Genomic DNA, 24,180 nt, shown 5'->3' on the forward strand with positions numbered 1-24,180 from the left:
AGCATAAAATCGAGATATACACAAATCCTTTTCTTTCCTTTTTTGTGTGTACCGTACTCTTTTCACTATATCATATTTTCACGAAAAAAGTCTGGATTATCCCTTTTCTCGCAATATGAATTGCACTTTCTTATTATTCATACTATTATAAAAATAATGCACTAACATTAAAAGAAGGAGGTATTTCATGCAATTTACAAATACAAAATTTAATGATGCAGTCGTTGATTTAACTCTTTTAACTGAGATTATGGAAAACAATCATTTTGTACTTGCTGGACAATGGGATTACGAACGCGTTACATATGATTATAAATTTGAAATATTAAAGGATATTTATTATTTACGTGTACAAGGATTTGCTGTTGAAGGTGACATCGGCGGCAGACACGCTCAAGTAAAACTATTGCCACCCTTATTAGGAAAACATTATTATCCTCATGGCGTTGAATATGGAGATGATGAGATTTTCCCAACGAATGTACTTCAAAAAAGCGAACAACTCCTACAAAATATTGAAAAAGAGTTGAAAGAATTTCAAATTATTGAATAACAAAAAACTAGCGCATCAATACGATGCGCTAGTTTTTATTTCGTCTGCAAATAAGGAGGTAACTCTTGCAGCTGCTCTTTATCCTTTTCACGCTCTCTACGTGCCCATTTAAAGAACACATAACCGATAATCGTGCCGTACACTATTTCCTGGACAATTTTCATAATGATACCACCTGTTTGCTGGTCTTGTACTACCGGCATCCAATGTAAAAATTCTGGTCCAGTTATATTTAAATCTGATAAAGTACCCACCGGTACACAGAGTTCCATTGCCTTCATCCAAGCGGCCGGATCTGTATATGTTGCAAATAATGGTGCAGTCGCAAAAATTATTAACGCACAAGCTGGCGTTAATAAAATACCATTAGCAAACATGTAACCAAGCTTCTTAATATCACTTAAAGTTTGATATTCTGGCAGCGGATTTAACATCGGCCACCACATCATCATTGCTGCAAAAAACAATATAGCAAGGCAAATAGGATGCGCTATTTGACTTTGTTTTACTGCATCAAAAACAATTGGCAAATGATAAAAGGAAAACAGGCCATTAAATACAAACAACGCAATAAGTGGCTTAGCAAAAAACTTTATCACAATTTGAACGAACTTAAAAGAAGTAATATAACGATATAACCAAACAGGTATACCAAGCAGTAATAACGGAGGCACCGCAATATACATTACTGCCATCTCAAACATATGTGCACTAAATATAATATGACCAATTAAATCAATAGGTCCTCCCTTTACAAAATACAAAAGAACAATCCCGGTCGTAAAATAAAAAATTTGCTTCTTACTTACCTTCGTCGCATTTTCAAATCGCGTTCTATATGGTCCAATAATTAAAAAATAACTAATAAGAATCGAGATCATGAATAATAAAAAAATCGGACTCCATAAAGCTTGAAAACCAAATACCCATAAGTTTTCCATTTCCACACCTACCTTTTCAAAATCCTTATATTTCATATAAAAAGAGGGCTATGATAAATCAGAGCCCCCTACTATCACTGTTTAAATCCACACAATTGTCATAAAGGCTAATATTGTTAATAAACCAATTAACAATCCAGAGTACAAGAAGAAACTCGCCGCTTCATGCCCTTTATGACTCATATGCATGAAATAATATAACTGAAATATAACTTGAACGACTGCTAACAATAATATAAATGGAACCGAAAAAATCGGGCTAAATGTTTTCGGATATGCCACCGCTGCAAATGCAACTAATGTTAAAAAAATCATTAGTGAAAATGTAATAACTTGGTGCTTCATTTCCTCTGCACTTTTTCTCTTCCGATAAACAAGATCCACCTTAGGATTATTCGTTTGCTTAACCGCCATTGTTTATCCCACCATTCCCATCAAATATACTACAGTGAAAATAAACACCCAAACTACGTCAATAAAGTGCCAATAAATTGATGCAACATAAAACTTTGGTGCGTTGTATAAATTTAAACCTCTCTTCGCGTTTCTAAAGATTAATGTTAAAATCCAACATAATCCAAACAACACGTGGAGCCCGTGTGTACCAACAAGAGCATAAAATGCAGAACCAAATGCACTACTTCTCATAGTATGCTTAAATTCATGCGTATAATGATAAAACTCATATATTTCAAACCCCAAAAATCCTAAGCCAAGCAACACTGTTACAAGTAACCAAAGTTGCATTTTCTTAAAGTTGAAATTTTTCATGTGATACATTGCGTATACACTCGTTAAACTACTTGTTAACAAAAGCATCGTCATAATGAAAACGAGCGGCATTTGAAACATCTCTTGAGATGTTGGTCCACCATTTGTAGAGTTCTTTAACGCTAAATATGTGCCAAATAAGGAAGCGAACAACACTGTTTCGCCTCCAAGAAATAACCAAAAACCAACAAACTTATTTTTCCCTTCAAGGGTTGCTTTTTCAGGCTCTGCTGGAAATGTTTCATTCGTTAATTTCTCATCTACATGCATTACGCCTTGCCCCCCTTATCATCTAAATCTTCCTTATGAATATGATATCCATGATCATCAATTACTGAACGACGGAACATTGTACCAAATGTAATGATTAAACCGATAATTGCTACTAATAACCAAAATTTATCTTTGCCGCCCTGCATATACATTGCACCAAAAGCAGCTATAAATAGGCCTAGAGAAATAATAAACGGTGAAAATGAAGAATTTGGCATATGAATATCACCGACTGGTTCCGCTGCTGTCATCTCTTTATTACCCTCACGTTTTTCAATCCAAAACGGATCTAATCCGCGAACAAATGGTAACTGTTTGAAATTATATTCCGGTGTAGGTGCTGGCATTGTCCATTCTAACGTACGAGCATCCCATGGATCACGACCAGCCTTCTCTTTTGATACCGTTGTTTTTATTACATTGAATAAAAGAACAATCGTTCCAAGAGCCATAAACACTGCTCCAATAGAACTAATCATATTCCCCATTTCCAATCCTTGCCCCTCTAGATATGTGTAGTAACGACGCGGCATACCGATTAGACCCAGGAAATGTTGAATAAAGAACGTTAAATGGAAACCGATAAAGAATAACCAAAATGTTATCTTTCCTAACGTTTCATTTAATACTTTATTAAACATAAGTGGCCAATAATAATGCGCACCTGCAAGTAAACCAAATACAACACCACCAACAATTACATAATGAAAGTGTGCTACTACGAAATAATTATCATGAAACTGATAATCAGCTGGTGCAGAAGCAAGCATAACGCCTGTAACTCCACCCATAACGAAGGATGGAATAAAAGCTACCGCCCACATCATTGGTGTTGTAAACCTAATACTTCCACCCCACATTGTAAAGAGCCAGTTAAATATTTTAATACCCGTCGGAACTGCGATCGCCATTGTTGCAACTGAGAAGATAGCATTTGCAACAGGCCCAAGACCAACAGTAAACATATGATGCGCCCATACCATAAATCCTAAAAACCCTATTAATACTGTCGCGAACACCATCGAGGAATAACCGAATAATCGTTTTTTCGAAAATGTGGCGAAGATTTCTGAGAATATTCCGAAAGCTGGGAGTATAAGAATGTATACTTCCGGATGACCGAAGATCCAGAATAAATGCTCCCATATAATCGTGTTCCCACCTAGTGCCGGATTAAAGAAACTTGTGCCAAATAAACGATCTAACATTAAAAGTCCTAATCCTACAGTTAATGGTGGAAATGCAAATAAAATAAGTGAAGATGTTACAAATGTTGTCCATGTAAACATCGGCATGCGCATGTACGTCATCCCTGGCGCGCGCATATTAATAATTGTAACAAGGAAGTTAATACCTCCAATTAATGTACCAATACCTGATATTTGCAAGCCAAGTACATAAAAATCAACACCATGTCCTTTAGAGGCTAAAGCTAAAGATGCATACGATGTCCACCCTGCATCAGGCGCTCCTCCTAAAAACCAACTTAAATTCAAAAATAATCCACCAAAGAAAAATAACCAAAATCCGAGCGAATTCAAAAACGGGAACGCCACATCACGTGCTCCAATTTGAAGTGGTACAGCGGCGTTCATAAATGCAAACACGAGTGGCATAGCTGCGAGGAAAATCATTGTTGTACCGTGCATCGTTAATACTTGATTATAAGCATCCCCAACAAGAAAAGCATTGTTAGGAATCGCTAACTGCAGGCGAATAAATAGTGCTTCTATTCCACCTATTACAAAAAACAATCCACCTGCAATTAAATAGAGAATGGCAATCTTTTTATGGTCTACTGTCGTTAAATAATCCCATATGACAGCACCCATCCCCTGTTTTTTTGCTACAGAACTCACGCTTTCAACCTCCCCTTCGCAAATGATCCCTCTTTACTTTTCAATCTTTAACGTTTGTAAATATGCATTTAATTCATTAATTTGATCATCCGTTAAGTTGCCATATTTACCAGTCATTTTATTACCTGGTTTCATATTTTCAGGATCTTTGAGCCATTTTTTTAAGTTCTCTTCATTATTTTCGGCAATACCAGCAACCATATCGCGATCTGCAAAGTTTGCTAAGTTCGGTGCGATACGAGCAGAAGGTGGTCTACTATCATTTGATCCAACTGCATGACAACCAATACAGCTTTTATTAAATATTTCTTGACCCTCTTGCGCCTTTGTAGAAGCTACTTCTTTTTTCCCATCAATCTTCTTCATGTCAGCAAGCCACTTTTTGTACTCGCTTTCATCCAGAGCTTTCACTTTGAACTGCATTAAAGAATGTGATGGGCCACAAAATTCTGTACAAAAACCATTATAAGTGCCCGATTTATCTGCCTTTAACCACATTTTGTTTACATTATCTGTATTTGTATCCATTTTCCCAGCTAAAGATGGAACCCAAAACGAATGTTTAATATCGGCACCCTTCAAATTCAAATACACTTTCTTACCTGTGGGGATAACTAAATCTTGAGAAGTTACTATTTTTTCTGATTTATAAGAAAATTCCCACCAATAAAGATTCGCTGTTACATCAACAACGATAGTATCTTTATCAATATTCTTTTTCTCCATCGCACTTACATCAGCAAGCTTGAATGTATATGTAACAGTCGGAACAGCCAAGATTAACAAAAGAATAATCGGAATAACTGTCCATATAATTTCTAGTTTGTGATTTCCTTCAACTTGCTCTGGAATATAATCTTCCTCACCCTTTTTTTGTCGGAAACGCACAATTACATATAAGAAAATAATAGTAACTACAAGTACTACTCCTACCATGATTGCACTCGCTAGCAAGAGCAAATCATATTGCATTTTTGCTACTTCTCCTTGCGGAATTAACGTAGACTGAAAAGCTTTACCGCATCCCCCTAACAGTAAAGCCAGCAGTGAAACGAACGAAAGCAGTCGCCACTGTTTCTTCATACAAACAACCCCCACTTTCTTTGTGAATTAGATTGCACTTTATAGTTAAGTAAAGTAAATCTCAACGTAAAGAAATCCAATCATGTCGTTGTCTTAGAAGAATGTAACTACAATCATTGACACAAATAAGATTGTTAAGTAATTCAGGGAATAAACAAACATTTTTACGGACCATTTGATGTCATCTTGCTTCCGGAAGCCATAAAACCCTAATGCGATCCATCCGATGTTAAGCAATGTTGCAATTACCATGAATGTTATTCCAAGCCCACTCATATAAAATGGTAGTGGTAATAAACATACTGTCCAAATCATAATCTGACGTTTCGTAATATCAAATCCCTGTACAACAGGAAGCATTGGGATTCCTGCATTTCGATATTCATCAACACGCTTCATCGCTAATGCGAGGAAATGTGGGATTTGCCAAACAAACATAATTAAAAATAACATCCAAGCAATTGGATGACTTAAAGACGGATCAATTGCCGCCCATCCAATTAAAGGTGGAACTGCTCCTGATATACTACCTACAACAGTGTTTAACGTATATTTTCTCTTCGTCCATAATGTATATAAAACTACATATGTGAAGGCACCAATAAATGCGATTAATACTGCCATCGGTGTCGTAAGTAATAAAAATACAAAGCCAAGAAGTAAAATTACAAGTCCAAATGCAAGTGCAAAGCCAGGTTTATATTTACCTGTTACCGTTGGACGGTTTTTTGTTCTTTCCATTAATGGATCGATATCTCGGTCAATGTAGTTATTTAAACAACATACCCCAGCCATAATTAATGCAGAACCAACGATTGTGAAAAATAGCTTATCTAGATTGTCCATAACACTCAATCCATTAAAATATAAAGCCAACCAAAATCCTGTAAATACAGTAAGTGTATTTGAGTTTACAATTCCCATTTTAACGAGCGCTGATAAATCTTGTAACCGAGTTGTTTCCGGTACACTCGAAACAGCTGACTCATCATGCAGCTCACTTGTTGCATGGTTCATCACTTTAACCCCCTCTTAAACCTATCATCTTTCTAAGCATATATTTCATGTGAAATATTTCGCTTCTATATAGCAATATTATTACAGTAGAAATATTGTTAACCCACTCTACTACTAATCTACGCCCATACTCCAATATATTAAATCACATTTCCCGAACATTTTGTGAAGAAAACATGAACTTTTTGTGTCGAACATTAAAAAACTTTATTCTAATTTATCCTTATCATAACATGATGTTATCTTCTATAATAAACTATTTTGTCATATTTAGCATGTATTCTCCCCATTTCTTTTCAAAACAGCCTGATTTTCCCCTAAAATATGTATTTAAAATCCCGTTTTTTTCTTTATACTACGTACGTTGTCCTCGCCCTCCATTTCTTTGCTATTTTATTATTTTTTATATATCATAGGACTGTAGCACGTTTTATTCTATACATAATGGAATGAAAATATTTCGCAATAACTTCATAGCAGAAAGATGGTGAAAGAGATTGCAACGCTTTATTAAATGGTTAGCAGTCATTACAAGTCTCGATTTATTAGTAGTTTTACTAGGAGGCGCTTTAGTTACAAAAACAGGTTCAGGCCAAGGGTGCGGTAAATCATGGCCACTTTGTAACGGTGAATGGTTTCCATCTAATTTATCAATGGAAACTATTATTGAGCTAAGTCACCGCTTAACATCGGGATCAGCAGGAATCCTTGTTACTCTTCTTTGTATCTTGTCCTGGAAATATTATAAACATGTGCGCGAAACAAAGATGTTAGCAATTTTATCCTTCGTATTTTTAGTTGCACAAGCATTAATGGGGGCGGCAGCAGTTGTTTGGGGACAAATGCCTGCTGTATTAGCTATTCATTTCGGTATTTCCTTAATTTCATTTGCTTCTGTCATCTTGTTAACGTGTCTTATTTTTGAAATTGATCAGAAATTTGATGCACGTTCACTTATTATGGACAAAAAAATGAAATTTCATATTTATGGTGTAACAATTTACAGTTATATCGTTGTCTACACAGGAGCTTTAGTACGTCACGAACGAGCTACCTTAGCCTGTCCAGACTTCCCCTTATGTAGTAAAAACAGACCTATGCCAACTCAACTACATGAGTGGGTCCAAATGGGACATAGAGTTGCAGCGATGTTAATATTCGTTTGGATACTATACGCGATGTTTATAGCTATTCGTCATTACAAGCAGCAGCGTGTAGTATACTGGGGATGGATTATTTCATTTATCCTTGTTACACTTCAAGCTATAGTAGGGATTTTAGTCGTATTGACAAATGCTAGTTTAGCAATGGCATTATTACATTCACTCTTCATTTCTTGCCTGTTTGCTGTACTATGCTATTTAGTTATGTTAGGTACAAGAAGTACATTCAATGCAAAAGAAGCTGAATCAACTTCTAAGCAAACAAAATAAAGTAAAACTATAATACCTTGCCAATTCGGCAAGGTATTATTTACACACAAAAAAGAGCTGCTTTCGCACAGCTCTTTTTCTTTATTTTAATGATCTAATTCAATGAGTAAATCTCCCGTTTGAATTGCATCCCCATCATTTACATATACTTTTTTCACTTTACCACTAAATGGCGCCTGAACCGTCGTTTCCATTTTCATCGCTTCTGTAATTGCCATGGAATCACCTTTTTTCACTTCATCGCCTTCTTTTACAACTACTTTAATAACAGTTCCTGGCATCGTTGCACTAATGTGGTTTGGATTTTCACGATTCCCCTTCACACGCTGTGCAACAGTTGCTTTCACGCTTTCATCTTTCACAATAATTTCACGCGGTTGTCCATTAAATTCCAAGTAAAGCACACGATTTCCATCTGGCTGCGGCTCCCCAATGGAAACTAGTTTAACCATCAATGTTTTACCTTGTTCGATTTCTACATCAATTTCTTCACCAAGTCTCATTCCATAGAAGAAAGTAGGTGTATCAAGCACAGATACATTTCCATAAAGCCCAGCAACTTTTTCATAGTCCATAAACACTTTTGGATACAATGCATATGCGACTACATCAAAAATTGTTACTTCGCGTCCAAGTTTGTGGAATAACTCTTCTTTTAAAGCGTCAAAATCTACCGGCTCTAATAATTCACCTGGTCTTACTGTCAACGGCTCTTTCCCTTTTAAAATAATATTTTGTAATTCTTTCGGGAAACCACCGTATGGTTGGCCTAAATCTCCAGAGAACATTTCAACAACAGATCCTGGGAAGTCCATAGAATCTCCACGCTCTAAAATATCTTGTTCTGTCAGATGATTTTGAACCATAAATAATGCCATATCACCGACAACTTTAGATGATGGTGTTACTTTTACAATATCTCCAAACATGTCATTAACACGACGGTACATCACTTTAACTTCGTCAAAGCGATCTCCTAAACCAACCGCCTTCGCTTGTTGTTGAAGATTACTATACTGTCCGCCTGGCATTTCGTGCATATATACCTCTGTGTGAGGAGCGTTCATACCACTTTCAAATGGAGCATAGTATTTGCGGGCATCTTCCCAGTAATGAGATAGTTTTTCTAATGAGTCTATATTAACATCTGGTTGTCTCTCGTTTCCGCCTAATGCATAGTATAGTGTGTTCGCACTCGGTTGTGACGTTTGACCAGCCATAGAGCTCACTGCTACATCGACAATATCAACACCTGCTTCAATCGCCTTCGTATACGTTAATATACCATTTCCGCTCGTATCATGAGTGTGCAGATGAATTGGAATCGATACGGTCTCTTTTAATGCTGAAACTAAATCATATGCTGCATTAGGTTTTAATAAGCCTGCCATATCTTTAATTCCTAAAATATGAGCTCCTGATGCTTCCAACTCTTTTGCTAAATCTTTATAATAATTTAAATCATATTTACTACGTAACGGGTCATGAATATCTCCTGTGTAACACATTGTTGCTTCTGCAATTTTACCAGTATCTCGTACAGCATCAATTGCAACTCTCATACCTTCTACCCAGTTTAAGCTATCAAAAATACGGAACACATCAATTCCAGCTTGCGCGGAACATTCTACAAATTTTTGAATTAAATTATCTGGATAGTTTTTGTATCCAACTGCGTTTGAAGAACGAAGTAACATTTGGAATAAAACATTCGGCATTTTTTCACGAAGATCTAGTAATCGTTCCCATGGATCTTCTTTTAAGAAACGATATGCAACATCAAACGTTGCACCGCCCCACATTTCCGCTGAGAATAAGTTCGGTAACATTCTCGCTGTCGGCTCTGCAATTTGATGTAAATCTTTTGTACGAATACGAGTTGCAAGTAATGACTGATGTGCATCACGGAATGTTGTATCCGTTAAAAGTATACGTTTTTGATCTTGAACCCACTTTACTAATCCATCCGCCCCGCGCTCATCCAAAATTTGTTTCGTTCCACTTTGAATTGGTTCTGAGTGTGTCACATCTGGTATACGAGCATCTGGAAAAATTGGCTTCTCTTTTTTCCCTACTCCCGGGAAGCCATTGACTGTAACTGAACCAATGTAATTTAACATTTTTGTTCCACGGTCTTTACGTTTTGGGAACAGGAATAGTTCAGGTGACGCGTCAATAAATGAAGTATCATACTCTCCTGATAAGAAGTTTTTATGTTTTACTACATTCTCTAAGAATGGAATATTTGTTTTAATGCCACGAATACGGAATTCTTTTAAATTACGTTCCATTTTTGCAGCAGCTTGTTCAAAAGTAAGTGCCCAAGTTGTAACTTTTACAAGTAAAGAGTCGTAGTACGGTGTAATAACTGCACCTTGGAAACTATTACCTGTGTCAAGACGCACACCAAAACCACCACCCGATCGATACGCCATAATCTTCCCTGTATCAGGCATAAAGTTATTAAGTGGGTCTTCTGTCGTTACACGAGATTGAATTGCATAACCATGCACAATAATCTCTTCTTGTTTCGGCACACTTACCATCTTGCTATGTAAAGCATGTCCATCTGCAATTAAAATTTGTGATTGAACAATATCGATTCCTGTAATCATTTCTGTAATTGTATGTTCTACTTGAACACGTGGGTTTACTTCAATAAAGTAAAATTCATCATCTTTCACTAGGAATTCAACTGTTCCAGCATTTAAATAATTTACATTTTTCGTTAACTTTACTGCAGCATCACAAATACGCTGACGCAAATCATCTGAAAGTGACACGCTTGGTGCAATTTCAACTACTTTTTGATGGCGTCGTTGTACAGAGCAATCACGCTCATATAAATGTACAACATTACCTTCTTCATCTGCTAAAATTTGTACTTCTATATGTTTAGGTTTTTCAACGAATTTTTCAACGTACACTTCATCATTACCAAAGGCTGCTTTTGCTTCTGATTTCGCGCGATTATACGATTCTCTTAATTCTTCACTAGCACGTACAATACGCATACCGCGACCGCCGCCACCAAGGGATGCTTTAATAATAATCGGGTAATCATACTTTTCAGCAAATTCTTCAACTTCTTCTATTGAATCTACTGGGCCATCACTACCAGGAATAATTGGAATTTGTGCTAGTTGCGCTTGTGTTCTTGCTTTAACTTTATCTCCAAACATGTCTAAATGCTTACTTTTTGGACCGATAAAGATAATCTCTTCTTCTTCGCAACGTTTTGCAAATTGAATATTTTCTGACAAGAAACCATATCCAGGGTGGATTGCATCTACATGATTACTTTTCGCAATCTCAATAATGCCTTCAATATCTAGATAAGCATCAATTGGCTTTTTCCCTTCCCCAACTAAATAGGACTCATCGGCTTTATAGCGATGATAAGAACCGCTATCCTCTTTAGAATAGATCGCAACTGTGTTTAATCCAAGTTCTGAACATGCTCGGAACACACGAATTGCTATCTCTCCACGGTTAGCTACCAATACTTTTTGAATACGTTGCAGCTTTATCATGATTTTCCCCCTCTATTTTCCTACCACTCTAGAGATAAAATACATACACACTCTAAAGAGCGTGAAGTTCTTCACTTTCAACATTATATTATACTTAGAAAGCTTCACTTTATTTTTATCCATCATACCTTATTTTTCAACAAATGATAAGTTTTCTGATCAATTTGTTTCACAAAAATAGTATAGCATACCTCTTCCTTTTCTAACAACACTATTGTATATCACATTTATTTAAATGTAATATACTTTTTATTTTAAAAGAATAAATGTTATATCACATTTGAAACTTAACAACATAAAAAACACATTGAACTCTAGAGCTCAATGTGTTTTTTATTTTACAACAACAAGATGCGGTCCACCTTGTTCTATTTCGTTAGTCAATTCGTTTTGTTGTTTCTCTTGTCGTTTTACATAACTAGCAATATTTAACAGTATACCCATTGCAAGTAAATTAGCCAATAAAGAACTCCCACCATAACTTACAAACGGTAATGGTACTCCTGTAAGGGGTATTAACCCAGACATACCACCAACATTTATAAAAGTTTGAACTCCAAACAAACTTGCAATTCCAATTGCTATTAAACTTCCAAACGGATCTTTGCACTTTTGTGCAACCCTAAATGCCCGAACAATAATAAGTAACAAACAGATTAAAATGACAGCTACACCTATAAAACCAAGCTCTTCAGATATAATTGCCATAATAAAATCTGTTTGCGGTTCTGGTAAGTATCCATATTTTTGCACACTGTTCCCTAACCCTCGACCATTTAGCCCTCCTGAAGCAATTCCAATAAAAGAATTTATTAATTGGAACCCATCATTTTGAGGATCGTTAAATGGATCAAGAAAAACTGAAAAACGTGCCTTTTGATACGGGTTTAATGCATAATTTCCGAGAAAATATAGTGCCGGAATCCACACTATAGAAGTTAAAACAATTCGTTTAATCCATAAGTTAATCCGGACTCCCGAACAAAGAAACATAATTCCTACCGTTCCCGCAATTAACATATCGGTACCTAAGTCATTTTGCTTTAAAATTAAAAACATAATTAAACCAACACCTAAAAGTACCGGTCCCGACCCTTTAAAAACGGACGTATTCGTTTCTTGCCTTTTCGCAAAAAAATGAGCCAATACGAGAATAACTGTTATCTTTACAAATTCCGCAGGCTGTATTCCAAATATCCATCCATTTGCACCATTTACTTTCTTAGTGAAAAAGGCTGCTGCCGCTAATAAGGCAACACTAGCACCATAACTCCCCAACAAAAAAATTCGTTTTCTCCAAACTTTATATGGGATAATAGCGATAATTACTAATGCTATAGTCCCAACAGCTAGAATAAATAATTGTCTTTTAAAAAAGTAATTTGCTGGCCAGTTATGCTTCGAAATCGCAACAATGGAACTAGAACTATATACCATTATGACTCCCAGCACACATAAGATAACAAGAGGAAGTAATAATGAATAATCCATCGATTTCCATACTTTTTTCATTTCATTTCCTCTTTCTGTTTCAATTTAATTATTGTTGTATTCCATATGTATATAGGTTCTTCCTTCTTTATTATACAAATAAAAAGCCCAAACTATTTCAGTTTGAGCCCCCTTATTTGAACCCGTTATTGTTGTTTGTTTGTAAATGCTTCATGAAGTGCAGACAACTCACGTTCAAGCTCTCCTAACATTGCTTTCCCTTGTTCTTCTGCAATAAGACCAAGGCGAACCGCAAAATCGACCTCGCGGGATAGTCCAAACATTTGTGTGTCTAAAACTTCTTCATATAATGGACATTGCGGCATTGTAAGATTGTCCATTTGTACCTTAATAAGTCTTAAAATCTTCTCTGCATCCGCTTGTAGAAGGGCTAGTGCCTTTTCCTGATGATTTGATACTGTCTCAGACGCCAAATTGATTCCCTCCGTTTCCGTCCTACTCTCTCATATCTATTAATATTAGCGATAGTTTTAATAAATTGCAATAGAAACATTTTTTGTGACAACAGTGTCTAATACTATTATACTGAAAAGTGGGAGTATAACACAAATGGGGGAACAATAATGAGCGAAATTTTATTTATTAATGGAAAAGTTCGTTTTCCAATCACTATCGATCCAACTGTATGGATTTTCGATGATCGAAAAATAGATTTGACAACCTACTTTGATGAAACTAGAGAAGAATCATCCGAATTAGAAACATACTTAAAACATACTTCGGAGCATTGGGATCGCGAAATCCGTGATGGCGCTGCCTTCCCGCCAATACAACAAAGTGTAAAGAAATACAAAAAAGAACAGCTTATTAACGGGACATTTGGCATACCACTTCATCCATTTCTTAAAAATGCTGAAATTTTAGAAGATGCTACGCAAGTCGAAATTGAAACCACAGACAATACAATTACACTTCCGTTAGAAACAGCCCATAAAGCTATTCTCGGTTTTTCAAAAGAAGGTAAACCATTACGAGAAGACGGGCCTGTTCATCTATATTTCCATGATGGATCTAATAGACAAAATCCGATTCGTAACATCCGTAAATTTACAATCATTTAAATTGTATAATTAAAAGGCAAAAAAGGAGTGAGCTTAGGCTCACTCCTTTTTATAATAAATCCGCTGCTAGTTGTGCTAAATTAGAACGCTCTCCTTTAACAAACTTTACATGACCACTAATACGTTGTTCTTTAAACTTCTCTACAACATATGTTAAACCGTTATTATATTCATCTAAATACGGGTGATCAATTTGCTGAGGATCTCCCATTAATACAATCTTACTTTTTTCGCCTACCCTTGTTAATATCGTCTTTACTTCATGCTTCGTTAAATTTTGTGCCTCGTCAATTATAATGAACTGGTCTGGAATACTTCTCCCGCGTATATAGGTAAGCGCTTCTACTTCAATCGAACCCATCCCAGCTAAAATAGCATCTAGCTCCCCAGGCTTTTTCGTATTGAATAAATACTCTAGATTATCAAAAATAGGCTGCATCCACGGTCTTAATTTTTCCTCTTTCTCTCCTGGTAAATAACCTATATCTTTTCCTACCGGTACAATTGGTCTCGCGACAAGTAGTTTTTTATATAACCCTAAATCTTCCGTTTGCATTAGTCCCGAAGCTAATGCAAGTAACGTTTTTCCTGTACCGGCTTTCCCTGTTAATGTTACAAGTGGAATATCTTCCCGAAGTAGCAATTCTAATCCCATAATTTGCTGCACGTTTCGCGGACGTATCCCCCACACTTGCTCATTGTGAAAAATAAGTTTCTTTACCTTCTTACCTAAATGATCCACAATCCCAAGTGCAGAACTAGAACCCCCTAGTGCATCTTTCATTACAACAAACTGATTTGGATAAAAAGGATGATTTGCGATTTCAGATAAAGGCAGTTCACCTTTTTCATAAAAATAATCTAACTGTTCTTTTGATATATATCCTTCTAAAAATCCTGAATATATATTTTCCACTTCAATTACACGGTCACTTAAATAATCTTCGGCCTGCAATCCGATTGCATCGGCTTTTACCCTTACGAGTACATCTTTACTTACTAAAATAACTGATTTCCCGTCCTCTTTTTCTTGTTCTTCTAAAGATAGGTTTTTTGCCACCGCTAAAATTCGATTATCATTTGTTTTTTCTACAAAAATATCTTGTAATTGAACAAATGAGCGATGATTTAATTCAATACGGAATGTACCGCCGTTTTCTAACGGAATACTTTCATGCAGCTTTCCTATTTCACGAAATTTGTCTATTAACTTAGATACATAGCGAGCATTTCGTCCTACTTCATCCATATAACGTTTTTTCGAATCAACCTCTTCTAATACAACTGCCGGAATCACTACTTCATTTGTTGCAAATGAAAAAATAGATAAAGGATCCTGCAAAAGTACATTCGTATCTAACACATAAATTTTATCCAACCTGTTACCCCCTGACTCCACTTTTAAATTTGTAGAACAAGGGTTTCATCCATATAAATATGGACGAACCATTGTTATAATTATATGTACCGTAAAAACGAGGTAGAATCGAAATTCATAGAAATTAAACCTTTTCTTTATTTTTTATTCATTTCTATTCAATATATTACTTTTAATTATAATTTTTCACATTAAATCACAATACTCACTTGTAAAAGTTTATGAACGATGTTCCTATTCATCTTCTTTATAATTCTTTCATTCCTACTAATACTTGATTATCAAGCTTTTTAGCAGCTCGAAGATCATATGTTTTTTCATATGTTGGTTCAGTAGCAAGTTTCGCACCATAAAACATAACATCACGAACTTCTTGCACAGTCACTTCTACTACCGTTAATTTTAGAGGAATCCCTTCCATTCTATCTGTTAAAATTTCACTTTCACCACTTATGGAAAATACGGATTCATTCGCCATTATAGTCAATACAACCCCTGCACTATGCCGTATATTTCCCACAATACGTGAGCGTTGATCTACCGCAAATCGAATACTAGTTTCACTCACTGCATATACCCAAGAAATAGCACTTACGTTAGGGATTTGTTTTTCGAAGTCTGTTGTTGCTATCATAACGATACACTCTTTACGCAAAGATTGTACTAAGTCATCTGTCAATGTAGGCTCAACTACATTCGCCATATTTCCACCTCCAAATATTCTTTATATATCCTTATCATAACCTATTTTTCGAATTGCGAAAATATTATTTTTTCCCGCTATTATTCAAAAACATTATACTTCCATGATATACTTATACTGATAGAATTCGTATTGAGGTGACGAAATGAGAGTCAAATGTATGATTTGTGATAAAAAAGATATGTTAGATGACGAAAATCCTATGGCAAAAAAACTGCGTAATCGCCCTATTCATACATATATGTGCATGGAATGTACGGAACGAATTGCAGAGCGTACTATGGAACGCCATGCGAGTGGTAATTTCCGATTATATCGTGATAAAAAAGTAGAAGACGATTGGTAAACCGGAAATAAGTCCTTAATCATATAGATAAGGACTTATTTGTATTTTTCTGGTTCACGATTCATCTGATCCAAAAAACAATCAATGGCTTCTACCGGAAATCTTGCACACCTTATTTCTCCATCAATTTCATATGTAATCAAATACATTTCCTCGTTCTTTTCAACTTCTACATTTCGTAATTTATGCTCTTCATATATCATATTTTGAAATAATAAATACGTTTCTTGTGCAGCACTATCATCTGGACGTGCTTCCGCAACCGTTTTAATTGTTAACCAATTATATAGTGCATCTTGTACTGAGCGCATGAAAGCCCCTCCTTTTTTCACCCTGTTTTTTGTTGTTTAGCTTGACGTAAACGCAGTCTATAAATTCCAAATACAATTGCCGCTACAACGAGCCCCTCTCCAACAGGTAAAAAAACTGCAAAAAAAGTTAATACCGTGCATCCGATTGCTAAAGATGTATATATCACTATATTTTTCAGTACCGATAGCTTCCTTGCAAATCCTAAATTATATACAAGTGCACTTAATAAAATTATTGTTCCATAAAGCAACCACATCCCTAACTCTGGATTTTCATCAACTTTACAAAGTTTCGCGAAAAATGACATTCTTTCTAACAATATCTTTCACCTCTTCTCATGAAACAAATTCTCTTTATGTACTTAATACAAGAGTAACTCGCAAAAAAAATACTGTCCACAAAAAAGAGTAAATATTCTAAAAAAAAAAAACAAAAAAACAAAAAAACAAAAAAACAAAAAAACAAAAAAACAAAAAAACAAAAAAACAGCTACCTTTATAAAAGGTAGCTGTTTTAATATTTTATGCTTCAACAGATTTCTTTTTCTTAGCAGCTCTTTCGCGCTCACTCTTATCAAGAATCTTTTTACGTAGACGAATTGATTCTGGAGTTACTTCACAGAACTCATCATCGTTTAGGTACTCTAATGACTCTTCTAAAGTCATTAAGCGTGGTTTTTTCATTGTTGAAGTTTGATCTTTCGTTGCAGAACGAATGTTAGTTTGTTGTTTCATTTTTACAACGTTAACTGTTAAATCATTCTCACGTGTATGTTCTCCAACGATCATACCAGCATATACTTCTGTACCTGGTTCAACGAAGATTACACCGCGATCTTCAACTTGCATAATACCATATTGTGATGCTTTTCCTGCGTCAAGTGAAACTAGAACACCTTGGCGACGTCCACCAACTTGTCCAGCATGTACTGGTTGGTAGCAATCAAATGTGTGGTTTAAAATACCATAACCACGAGTTAATGTTAGGAATTCTGTTGTGTAACCAATTAAACCACGTGCTGGAACCATGAAAGTAAGGCGAACTTGACCGTTTCCGTTATTCACCATATCTAACATTTCACCTTTACGTGCACCCATTGATTCCATAATAGAACCAGTGTATTCTTCAGGCACATCGATTTGTACGCGCTCTACAGGCTCAGATCTTACGCCATCAACATCTTTAATAATTACTTCTGGCTTAGATACTTGTAGTTCATAACCTTCACGACGCATGTTTTCAATTAAGATAGATAAATGTAACTCTCCGCGTCCAGATACGATCCATGCATCAGGAGAATCTGTATTATCTACACGTAAACTTACATCTGTCTCTAATTGTGAACGAAGACGCTCTTCAATTTTACGAGAAGTAATAAATTTACCTTCACGACCTGCAAATGGGCTGTTATTTACAAGGAATGTCATTTGTAGTGTTGGCTCATCAATACGTAATAATGGTAAAGCCTCTTCATGCTCAACCGGACATACCGTTTCACCTACGTTAATGTCTTCCATACCTGAAACAGCTACTAAATCTCCAGCTTTTGCTTCTTCAATTTCTTGACGTTTTAATCCAATGTAACCAAATAATTTAGTTACACGGAATTGTTTTACACTTCCGTCAACTTTCATTAATGCAACTTGTTGTCCTACTTTCATTGTACCGCGGAATACGCGTCCAACCCCAATACGACCAACATAGTCATTGTAATCAAGAAGTGCTACTTGGAATTGAAGTGGCTCTTCGCTGTTATCAACTGGTGCTGGAATATGTTCAATAATTGTGTCAAACAATGATTTCATATTCTCTTCTTGATTTGCTGGATTTGAATCTAAGCTTGCTGTTCCATTCATTGCTGATGCAAATACAACTGGGAACTCTAATTGATCTTCGTTTGCACCAAGTTCGATGAATAAGTCGACTACTTCATCAACTACTTCATCAGGGCGAGCGAAGTCACGGTCAATTTTGTTTACAACAACGATTGGAGTTAAGTTTTGCTCAAGAGCTTTCTTTAAAACAAATCGTGTTTGTGGCATACAACCTTCATATGCATCAACAACAAGTAGAACACCATCAACCATTTTCATGATACGTTCTACTTCTCCACCGAAGTCAGCGTGACCAGGTGTATCTAAAATGTTAATTCTTTTATCTTCATAGTGAATCGCAGTATTCTTCGCTAAAATTGTAATACCACGTTCTCTTTCTAGATCATTTGAGTCCATTGCGCGTTCTTCAATATGTTCATTCGCACGGAACGTCCCCGCTTGACGTAATAACTGGTCAACAAGTGTTGTTTTACCATGGTCAACGTGGGCAATAATTGCTATATTTCGTAAATCTTGTCGTTTTTTCAACATGTCCAACTCCTAATGTCTTTTTAATCCTTCTCTATTATAAGAGCGAAGGGGATACAATGGCAATCAAAATAAAATCAAGAATGAAAATATAGTTGTATTCTTACTTTTGTGAAAGTAAAATGAAATTGGAGGGTGAAGAAATGGAACACATTCAATATCGCTTTTTATTAACAGCAATTATCGGTGTCATCTTCTTAATTGGTATCGGAATTATGATTGCTGAAAATAGTCCCATCGGCACTATTATTTGCATTATCGGCACATTTGTTACAGTTGGATACGGTTTTGTAACAAAAAGAAAAATGCGTAAATCGCAATAACATTAAAAAGTAAGAAGCTTCTTTATGCCTCTTACTTTTTTTCATTATTGCGATACAAATGGTAATAATTCTTCGTATACTCCTGGTTTTGCAACTAACACACTGCTTTTCTCTACAATAGAAAGAGGCGTTCCCAAGAACGTTGTCACTTTACCGCCAACTTCTTCTACAATAATCTGTCCCCCGCCAAAGTCCCATGGCGATAAGCGCGGTGTTACATATGCATCTAATCTTCCCGTTGCAACATATACCATTTCTAACGCTGCACAACCATATGACCTCGTACCTCTCGCCTTCTTAACGAGCATCATCATTTTTTCCATATTAAGCAATGGATTATCAGTAAGCCATATCGCATTCAAAGCTATAATTCCATGCTCTACCGTTCCTTTTTCCAACATGGGAATAGCTAAATCATTGCAAAAAGCCCCTTCTCCCTTTACCGCATGATATAGTTCGTCATGAACTGGATCATAAATAAGACCAATCTTTCCGATACCGTTCTCATAAATCCCGATTGAGATTACGAAATTCCTTTTTTGATGAACAAAGTTCATCGTGCCGTCAATTGGATCAATTAACCAAACAACCCCATTAGAAGAGGTAATCTCATCTCCGTAGCCTTCTTCCCCTAAAATATTATGAGCCGGGAATGTTTCTTTAATTTTCCCAATTAAAAACTGCTCCGTTTCTCGGTCCATGTTTGTTACTAGATCAGCTGCATTTGACTTTGTTTCTATAATAAGTGTTTTTTTCAGTGACGCCATTAAATGTTCTCCGGCTTCTCGAATCCACTGTTTCGCGTGTGTATCGATGTCTTTCCATACTTCTTGCATGTTTAAACACTCCGATCTATACTGTTCACAGAAAAAACGAACCCTTTATAAGGTTCGCACCAACTAATTATTTATACATATATTATTATTACGCTTCTAAACGGATCATTTCAAGTCTTAACACTTCTAATTTTTGTACGCACTCTTCTTTTTTCTGTTTGTCGTTATCCATCATCGCATCATATAAAGTTGCTAATTCATAATCTAGCTCCAAACGTAGCACCGGAATTCTCTTTTCAGCATCTGTTCTCTTTAACGCATTAATCACCTGTCTCATTTTTTTGCCTCCTCCCAATATTCGTCTGCCCTCGGACTAGAATTGATTCAATTTTCTGATTTTTTGTTTTATACTATACTATGTTGGATAAATCATCTATGCAACAAAATTATATTTTTTTATTTAAATTTTTTTGTGCTGTTTTTTTTATGAATAGTACAAGCTATGCTAAAATTAAAACAAAATAGGAGTTGGAGGAACAATCATGACACTACAAACATTCACATCAACTGATTTTGAAGTCTTTACTGTTGATGGTCTTGAAGAACGAATGAGCGCAATTAAAACGAATATTCATCCTAAGCTAGACGCTTTAGGGGAACAGTTTGCAGAATATTTATCACAACAAACTGATGAAAACTTTTTCTACCATGTAGCAAAACATGCACGCCGCAAAGTCAATCCACCAAACGATACTTGGGTTGCTTTTTCAACAAATAAACGTGGATATAAAATGTTACCACACTTTCAAATTGGTTTATGGGGTACTCATGCCTTCATATACTTTGGTTTAATCTATGAGTGTCCACAAAAAGTGGAGACGGCTCACGCCTTCTTAGAACATTTAAATGATTTAAAAACAAATATTCCAAATAACTTCGTTTGGTCCATTGACCATACTAAACCAGGTGTAAAATTACATAAAACGCTTGAAACAGAAGACTTACAAAAGATGATTGAACGTTTAGCTACTGTGAAAAAAGCAGAGTTATTAGTCGGTATTCATATATCACCAGAGGAGTTTTCAGCAATGACCAACGAACAATTCCTTGCTAAGATTGAATCTACGATGCAACCACTCCTTCCTTTATATGCACTTTGTAATCGATAGTAGAAAACGGACAATTTATATTGTCCGTTTTTAGTTGTTATCACATTATAGCACTTCGTATTTTATTTTTCAAAATATTTTTACATTTTAATAATCTTTTTTTCCGCTACTTCCTTTGCTTTTTGAATCGTACGATATATAGAATATCCACTTACTTCTTGAAATTCTTTATCAATTTTTTTCTCCGCTGCCTTCGATGGCACAATCTCTTTAAAACGACGATATAATTCCATCAAATCTTCTCTCAAAACTCCTTTTTCATATACCTTTTCAATCGCTTCATAAAACTTTACAACTGCTACCATTTCTTCATTGGACCAATCGTAATCAAGTGGATATTGATATTCCATTTTTGCACCTCATTCAGTATTCTTTCTTTTTCCATTATGCTACCTTTAAGAGAACCTTTTATTCTTCACTATAGCCACTCTGCATTATACACCATTTATCCATTTCAATGGAATTGTCTTCCTCTTTGCAGTATTTAAAATATGACTATTAAACATACTCACCTTGAAAATGAGATTTTTCTATACATCTATAATTATTGGTGATATAATGCTTTTGTTTTATAGAGAATAAAGTGAGACTACCATCCCCAAAAAGGCTTTTGCGAATGGCAGAAAAACAGGTCAAGTTCTAAAAGCTTGCCATCTTAATTTCCTTTTAGAATGAGATGAAATCATATAAAACAAACTCTAATAAATATTACGAAGAAGAAGGGGTGTATAGATTGTCCCAATACGAAACACCATTGTTTACCGCTTTAGTTGAGCACAGTAAGCGAAATCCAGTTCAATTCCATATTCCGGGTCATAAAAAAGGACAGGGCATGGATCCTACATTTCGCGAGTTTATTGGGCATAATGCATTAGCAATTGATTTAATTAATATTGCGCCGCTCGATGATTTACATCATCCAAAGGGTATGATTAAAGAAGCACAGGATTTAGCAGCCGCTGCTTTTGGTGCAGATCATACGTTCTTTTCTATTCAAGGTACAAGTGGTGCAATTATGACAATGGTGATGAGCGTTTGCGGTCCTGGGGATAAAATCCTCGTGCCACGAAATGTGCATAAATCAGTAATGTCAGCTATTATTTTCTCAGGTGCAAAACCAATTTTCATGCATCCTGAGATTGATCCGAAGCTCGGTATTTCACATGGGATCACAATTCAATCTGTCAAAAAGGCTCTTGAAGAGCACTCAGATGCGAAAGGCTTACTTGTTATAAACCCAACATATTTTGGGTTTGCTGCAGACTTAGAGCAGATTGTAAAATTAGCTCATGCTTACGATATTCCTGTACTTGTTGATGAAGCTCACGGTGTTCATATCCATTTTCATGATGAACTGCCGATGTCAGCTATGCAAGCGGGTGCAGATATGGCTGCAACAAGTGTTCACAAATTAGGAGGGTCTTTAACCCAAAGCTCTATTCTTAATGTAAAAGAGGGTCTTGTTAACGTAAAACATGTTCAATCCATTATTAGCATGCTTACGACTACATCAACTTCTTACATTTTGTTAGCATCTCTTGATGTTGCCAGAAAACGTCTTGCTACAGAAGGAAAAGCTCTCATAGAACAAACAATACAATTAGCTGAACATGTTCGTGATGCTATAAATGCTATTGAGCATCTTTATTGTCCAGGAAAAGAGATGCTAGGTACAGATGCTACTTTTAACTATGATCCTACAAAGATAATTGTATCTGTAAAAGATTTAGGTATTACAGGCCATCAGGCTGAAGTATGGCTTAGAGAACATTACAACATTGAAGTAGAGCTCTCTGATTTATATAACATACTTTGTCTTATCACATTTGGAGATACAGAAAGTGAAACAGATACACTTATTACAGCATTACAAGATTTAGCAGCAACATGCAGCAATAGAGCAGATAAAGGTGTTCAAGTACAAGTAGAAATTCCAGAAATACCTGTGCTAGCACTTTCTCCTAGAGATGCTTTTTATTCAGAAACAGAAGTCATTCCATTTGAAAACGCAGCAGGTCGTATTATAGCTGATTTTGTTATGGTTTATCCGCCAGGGATTCCAATCTTTACTCCGGGGGAAATTATTACACAAGATAACTTAGAGTATATTCGTAAAAATTTAGAAGCTGGGTTACCTGTACAAGGTCCCGAAGATATGACATTACAAACATTACGTGTTATTAAAGAGTACAAGCCTATCAGTTGATAGGCTTTTCTTTCACCTTTTTTCTCTTTTTTCATACGATACTAAAGAATTTGACATTCCCACCCCTAATGGGGCAAGCTGACTAACATCAGTGGGATTCTTGCTACCAAAGGCGAAGTCCATTTCTGGTATCGCTGACGTGTAAGATTGCGGTGTGCCATCACGACTCTCACAACAGATCTTATAGGTTCGTGAGCTATGTACTATACCCATACCGTACAGATTCGTGTTCAGGTGTTTTAGCGTCTTGTTCTTGACGACACATATCATTTTATCGATAGCTTGAATTCGGCTATCGAACTCCCTATGATATCTTTTTTCAAGGAACACATTGGCGTTTTAAAGACCTGTACTTGTCTGTAGTTAAAGTCCACCAAAATATAAAGTGAAACTTTAATCAGTGGGGGTTTTGTTCATCCCCAACTGATTATTAGCCTTCACCAATCGGGTGTTTACAGGCAGCAGGGCTCCCACCTAACTTCTTCGCTCCAGCCGAATTTTGAGGTGGGAGTCTTACTGCCCGCAAATAGCGGGATAAATGTTTTTCTATGAAAAAGCGATACTTTCA

The 24,180-nt window shown here is 35.9% G+C and carries 24 protein-coding genes; 7 read left to right on the forward strand and 17 right to left on the reverse strand.

The genetic code is table 11. The annotated features are described in order from the left end of the window. Positions 1-187: 187 nt before the first annotated feature. Entirely contained in the window at positions 188-553 is a 366-nt protein-coding gene (locus FT637_RS01835) for a YugN family protein (protein WP_193644911.1), read from the forward strand. A gap of 35 nt (positions 554-588) precedes the next feature. Here the strand turns inward: FT637_RS01835 and ctaG are convergent, their stop codons facing one another. The 6 genes from ctaG to ctaB all read right to left on the reverse strand — a co-directional run bounded on the left by ctaG (position 589) and on the right by ctaB (position 6,497). Beyond that, the gene (gene ctaG / locus FT637_RS01840) at positions 589-1,494 is read right to left on the reverse strand and encodes a cytochrome c oxidase assembly factor CtaG (RefSeq protein WP_193644912.1); all 906 of its coding nucleotides are present in this window, start codon (positions 1,492-1,494) and stop codon (positions 589-591) included. A gap of 81 nt (positions 1,495-1,575) precedes the next feature. Further along, a complete protein-coding gene (gene ctaF / locus FT637_RS01845) occupies positions 1,576-1,908 on the reverse strand; it encodes a cytochrome c oxidase subunit IVB (RefSeq protein WP_002121961.1) in 333 nt (110 codons plus the stop codon). A 3-nt stretch (positions 1,909-1,911) separates the two neighbouring features. Continuing rightward, complete coding sequence (gene ctaE / locus FT637_RS01850) at positions 1,912-2,535, reverse strand: cytochrome c oxidase subunit III (RefSeq protein WP_000557861.1); 624 nt, start codon at positions 2,533-2,535, stop codon at positions 1,912-1,914. After that, a complete protein-coding gene (gene ctaD / locus FT637_RS01855) occupies positions 2,535-4,370 on the reverse strand; it encodes a cytochrome c oxidase subunit I (protein ID WP_193645512.1) in 1,836 nt (611 codons plus the stop codon). The genes ctaE and ctaD overlap by 1 nt, the downstream gene beginning before the upstream one ends. A 60-nt stretch (positions 4,371-4,430) precedes the next feature. Next, complete coding sequence (gene coxB / locus FT637_RS01860) at positions 4,431-5,480, reverse strand: cytochrome c oxidase subunit II (RefSeq protein WP_193644913.1); 1,050 nt, start codon at positions 5,478-5,480, stop codon at positions 4,431-4,433. A 93-nt stretch (positions 5,481-5,573) separates the two neighbouring features. Beyond that, positions 5,574-6,497 carry a protoheme IX farnesyltransferase gene (gene ctaB / locus FT637_RS01865; RefSeq protein ID WP_193644914.1) on the reverse strand — a complete coding sequence of 308 codons (924 nt, stop codon included), beginning with the start codon at positions 6,495-6,497 and terminating at the stop codon, positions 5,574-5,576. 497 nt (positions 6,498-6,994) lie between these two features. On the opposite strand from ctaB, the gene ctaA reads away from it, so the two are divergent. Next, positions 6,995-7,930 (forward strand): heme A synthase, encoded by a 936-nt coding sequence (ctaA, locus tag FT637_RS01870; RefSeq protein ID WP_193644915.1) that lies wholly within the window; start codon positions 6,995-6,997, stop codon positions 7,928-7,930. Positions 7,931-8,016: 86 nt separating this feature from the next. Here ctaA and pyc read toward each other — a convergent pair whose 3' ends face one another. The 3 genes from pyc to FT637_RS01885 all read right to left on the reverse strand — a co-directional run bounded on the left by pyc (position 8,017) and on the right by FT637_RS01885 (position 13,388). After that, the gene (gene pyc, locus FT637_RS01875; protein WP_193644916.1) at positions 8,017-11,463 is read right to left on the reverse strand and encodes a pyruvate carboxylase; all 3,447 of its coding nucleotides are present in this window, start codon (positions 11,461-11,463) and stop codon (positions 8,017-8,019) included. A 333-nt stretch (positions 11,464-11,796) separates the two neighbouring features. Then, complete coding sequence (locus FT637_RS01880; protein WP_193644917.1) at positions 11,797-12,975, reverse strand: FtsW/RodA/SpoVE family cell cycle protein; 1,179 nt, start codon at positions 12,973-12,975, stop codon at positions 11,797-11,799. A gap of 125 nt (positions 12,976-13,100) precedes the next feature. Next, complete coding sequence (locus FT637_RS01885; protein ID WP_000135698.1) at positions 13,101-13,388, reverse strand: YlaN family protein; 288 nt, start codon at positions 13,386-13,388, stop codon at positions 13,101-13,103. Positions 13,389-13,538: 150 nt separating this feature from the next. Here FT637_RS01885 and FT637_RS01890 point away from each other — a divergent pair, with 150 nt between their 5' ends. Then, positions 13,539-14,036 carry a hypothetical protein gene (locus FT637_RS01890; RefSeq protein ID WP_078172903.1) on the forward strand — a complete coding sequence of 166 codons (498 nt, stop codon included), beginning with the start codon at positions 13,539-13,541 and terminating at the stop codon, positions 14,034-14,036. A 49-nt stretch (positions 14,037-14,085) separates the two neighbouring features. Here FT637_RS01890 and FT637_RS01895 read toward each other — a convergent pair whose 3' ends face one another. Both FT637_RS01895 and FT637_RS01900 read right to left on the reverse strand, forming a co-directional pair. Then, complete coding sequence (locus tag FT637_RS01895) at positions 14,086-15,414, reverse strand: PhoH family protein (protein ID WP_002088317.1); 1,329 nt, start codon at positions 15,412-15,414, stop codon at positions 14,086-14,088. Positions 15,415-15,661: 247 nt separating this feature from the next. Further along, positions 15,662-16,117, reverse strand: coding sequence for a pyridoxamine 5'-phosphate oxidase family protein (locus FT637_RS01900; protein WP_002121984.1), 456 nt, complete (start codon positions 16,115-16,117; stop codon positions 15,662-15,664). Between the two features lie 145 nt (positions 16,118-16,262). On the opposite strand from FT637_RS01900, the gene FT637_RS01905 reads away from it, so the two are divergent. After that, a complete protein-coding gene (locus FT637_RS01905; RefSeq protein WP_002111485.1) occupies positions 16,263-16,463 on the forward strand; it encodes a YlaI family protein in 201 nt (66 codons plus the stop codon). A gap of 35 nt (positions 16,464-16,498) precedes the next feature. On the opposite strand, the gene FT637_RS01910 is transcribed toward FT637_RS01905, so the two are convergent. From FT637_RS01910 to typA, 3 genes are all read right to left on the reverse strand, one after another. After that, positions 16,499-16,774: a hypothetical protein gene (locus FT637_RS01910; RefSeq protein ID WP_002121986.1), complete on the reverse strand. Its 276-nt coding sequence runs from the start codon at positions 16,772-16,774 to the stop codon at positions 16,499-16,501. Positions 16,775-16,791: 17 nt separating this feature from the next. Next, positions 16,792-17,094, reverse strand: coding sequence for a YlaH-like family protein (locus FT637_RS01915; RefSeq protein WP_193644918.1), 303 nt, complete (start codon positions 17,092-17,094; stop codon positions 16,792-16,794). A 202-nt stretch (positions 17,095-17,296) separates the two neighbouring features. Next, positions 17,297-19,141, reverse strand: coding sequence for a translational GTPase TypA (gene typA, locus FT637_RS01920; RefSeq protein ID WP_002160682.1), 1,845 nt, complete (start codon positions 19,139-19,141; stop codon positions 17,297-17,299). 140 nt (positions 19,142-19,281) lie between these two features. On the opposite strand from typA, the gene FT637_RS01925 reads away from it, so the two are divergent. Beyond that, positions 19,282-19,461 carry a DUF5325 family protein gene (locus FT637_RS01925; protein ID WP_193644919.1) on the forward strand — a complete coding sequence of 60 codons (180 nt, stop codon included), beginning with the start codon at positions 19,282-19,284 and terminating at the stop codon, positions 19,459-19,461. 44 nt (positions 19,462-19,505) lie between these two features. On the opposite strand, the gene FT637_RS01930 is transcribed toward FT637_RS01925, so the two are convergent. Further along, positions 19,506-20,297: an inositol monophosphatase family protein gene (locus tag FT637_RS01930; RefSeq protein WP_193644920.1), complete on the reverse strand. Its 792-nt coding sequence runs from the start codon at positions 20,295-20,297 to the stop codon at positions 19,506-19,508. A gap of 88 nt (positions 20,298-20,385) precedes the next feature. After that, on the reverse strand, positions 20,386-20,574 hold the full coding sequence (locus FT637_RS01935; protein WP_002121995.1) for a hypothetical protein: 189 nt from the start codon (positions 20,572-20,574) through the stop codon (positions 20,386-20,388). Between the two features lie 205 nt (positions 20,575-20,779). On the opposite strand from FT637_RS01935, the gene FT637_RS01940 reads away from it, so the two are divergent. Continuing rightward, positions 20,780-21,406 (forward strand): YktB family protein, encoded by a 627-nt coding sequence (locus FT637_RS01940; RefSeq protein ID WP_193644921.1) that lies wholly within the window; start codon positions 20,780-20,782, stop codon positions 21,404-21,406. Between the two features lie 80 nt (positions 21,407-21,486). On the opposite strand, the gene FT637_RS01945 is transcribed toward FT637_RS01940, so the two are convergent. Continuing rightward, a complete protein-coding gene (locus tag FT637_RS01945) occupies positions 21,487-21,756 on the reverse strand; it encodes a UPF0223 family protein (RefSeq protein WP_193644922.1) in 270 nt (89 codons plus the stop codon). Positions 21,757-22,139: 383 nt separating this feature from the next. On the opposite strand from FT637_RS01945, the gene speA reads away from it, so the two are divergent. After that, on the forward strand, positions 22,140-23,612 hold the full coding sequence (gene speA / locus FT637_RS01950) for an arginine decarboxylase (RefSeq protein ID WP_193644923.1): 1,473 nt from the start codon (positions 22,140-22,142) through the stop codon (positions 23,610-23,612). Positions 23,613-24,180: the final 568 nt, after the last annotated feature.

The sequence above is a fragment of the Bacillus cereus genome (genome assembly GCF_015071065.1).
GTDB classification, from domain to species: domain Bacteria; phylum Bacillota; class Bacilli; order Bacillales; family Bacillaceae_G; genus Bacillus_A; species Bacillus_A cereus_BA.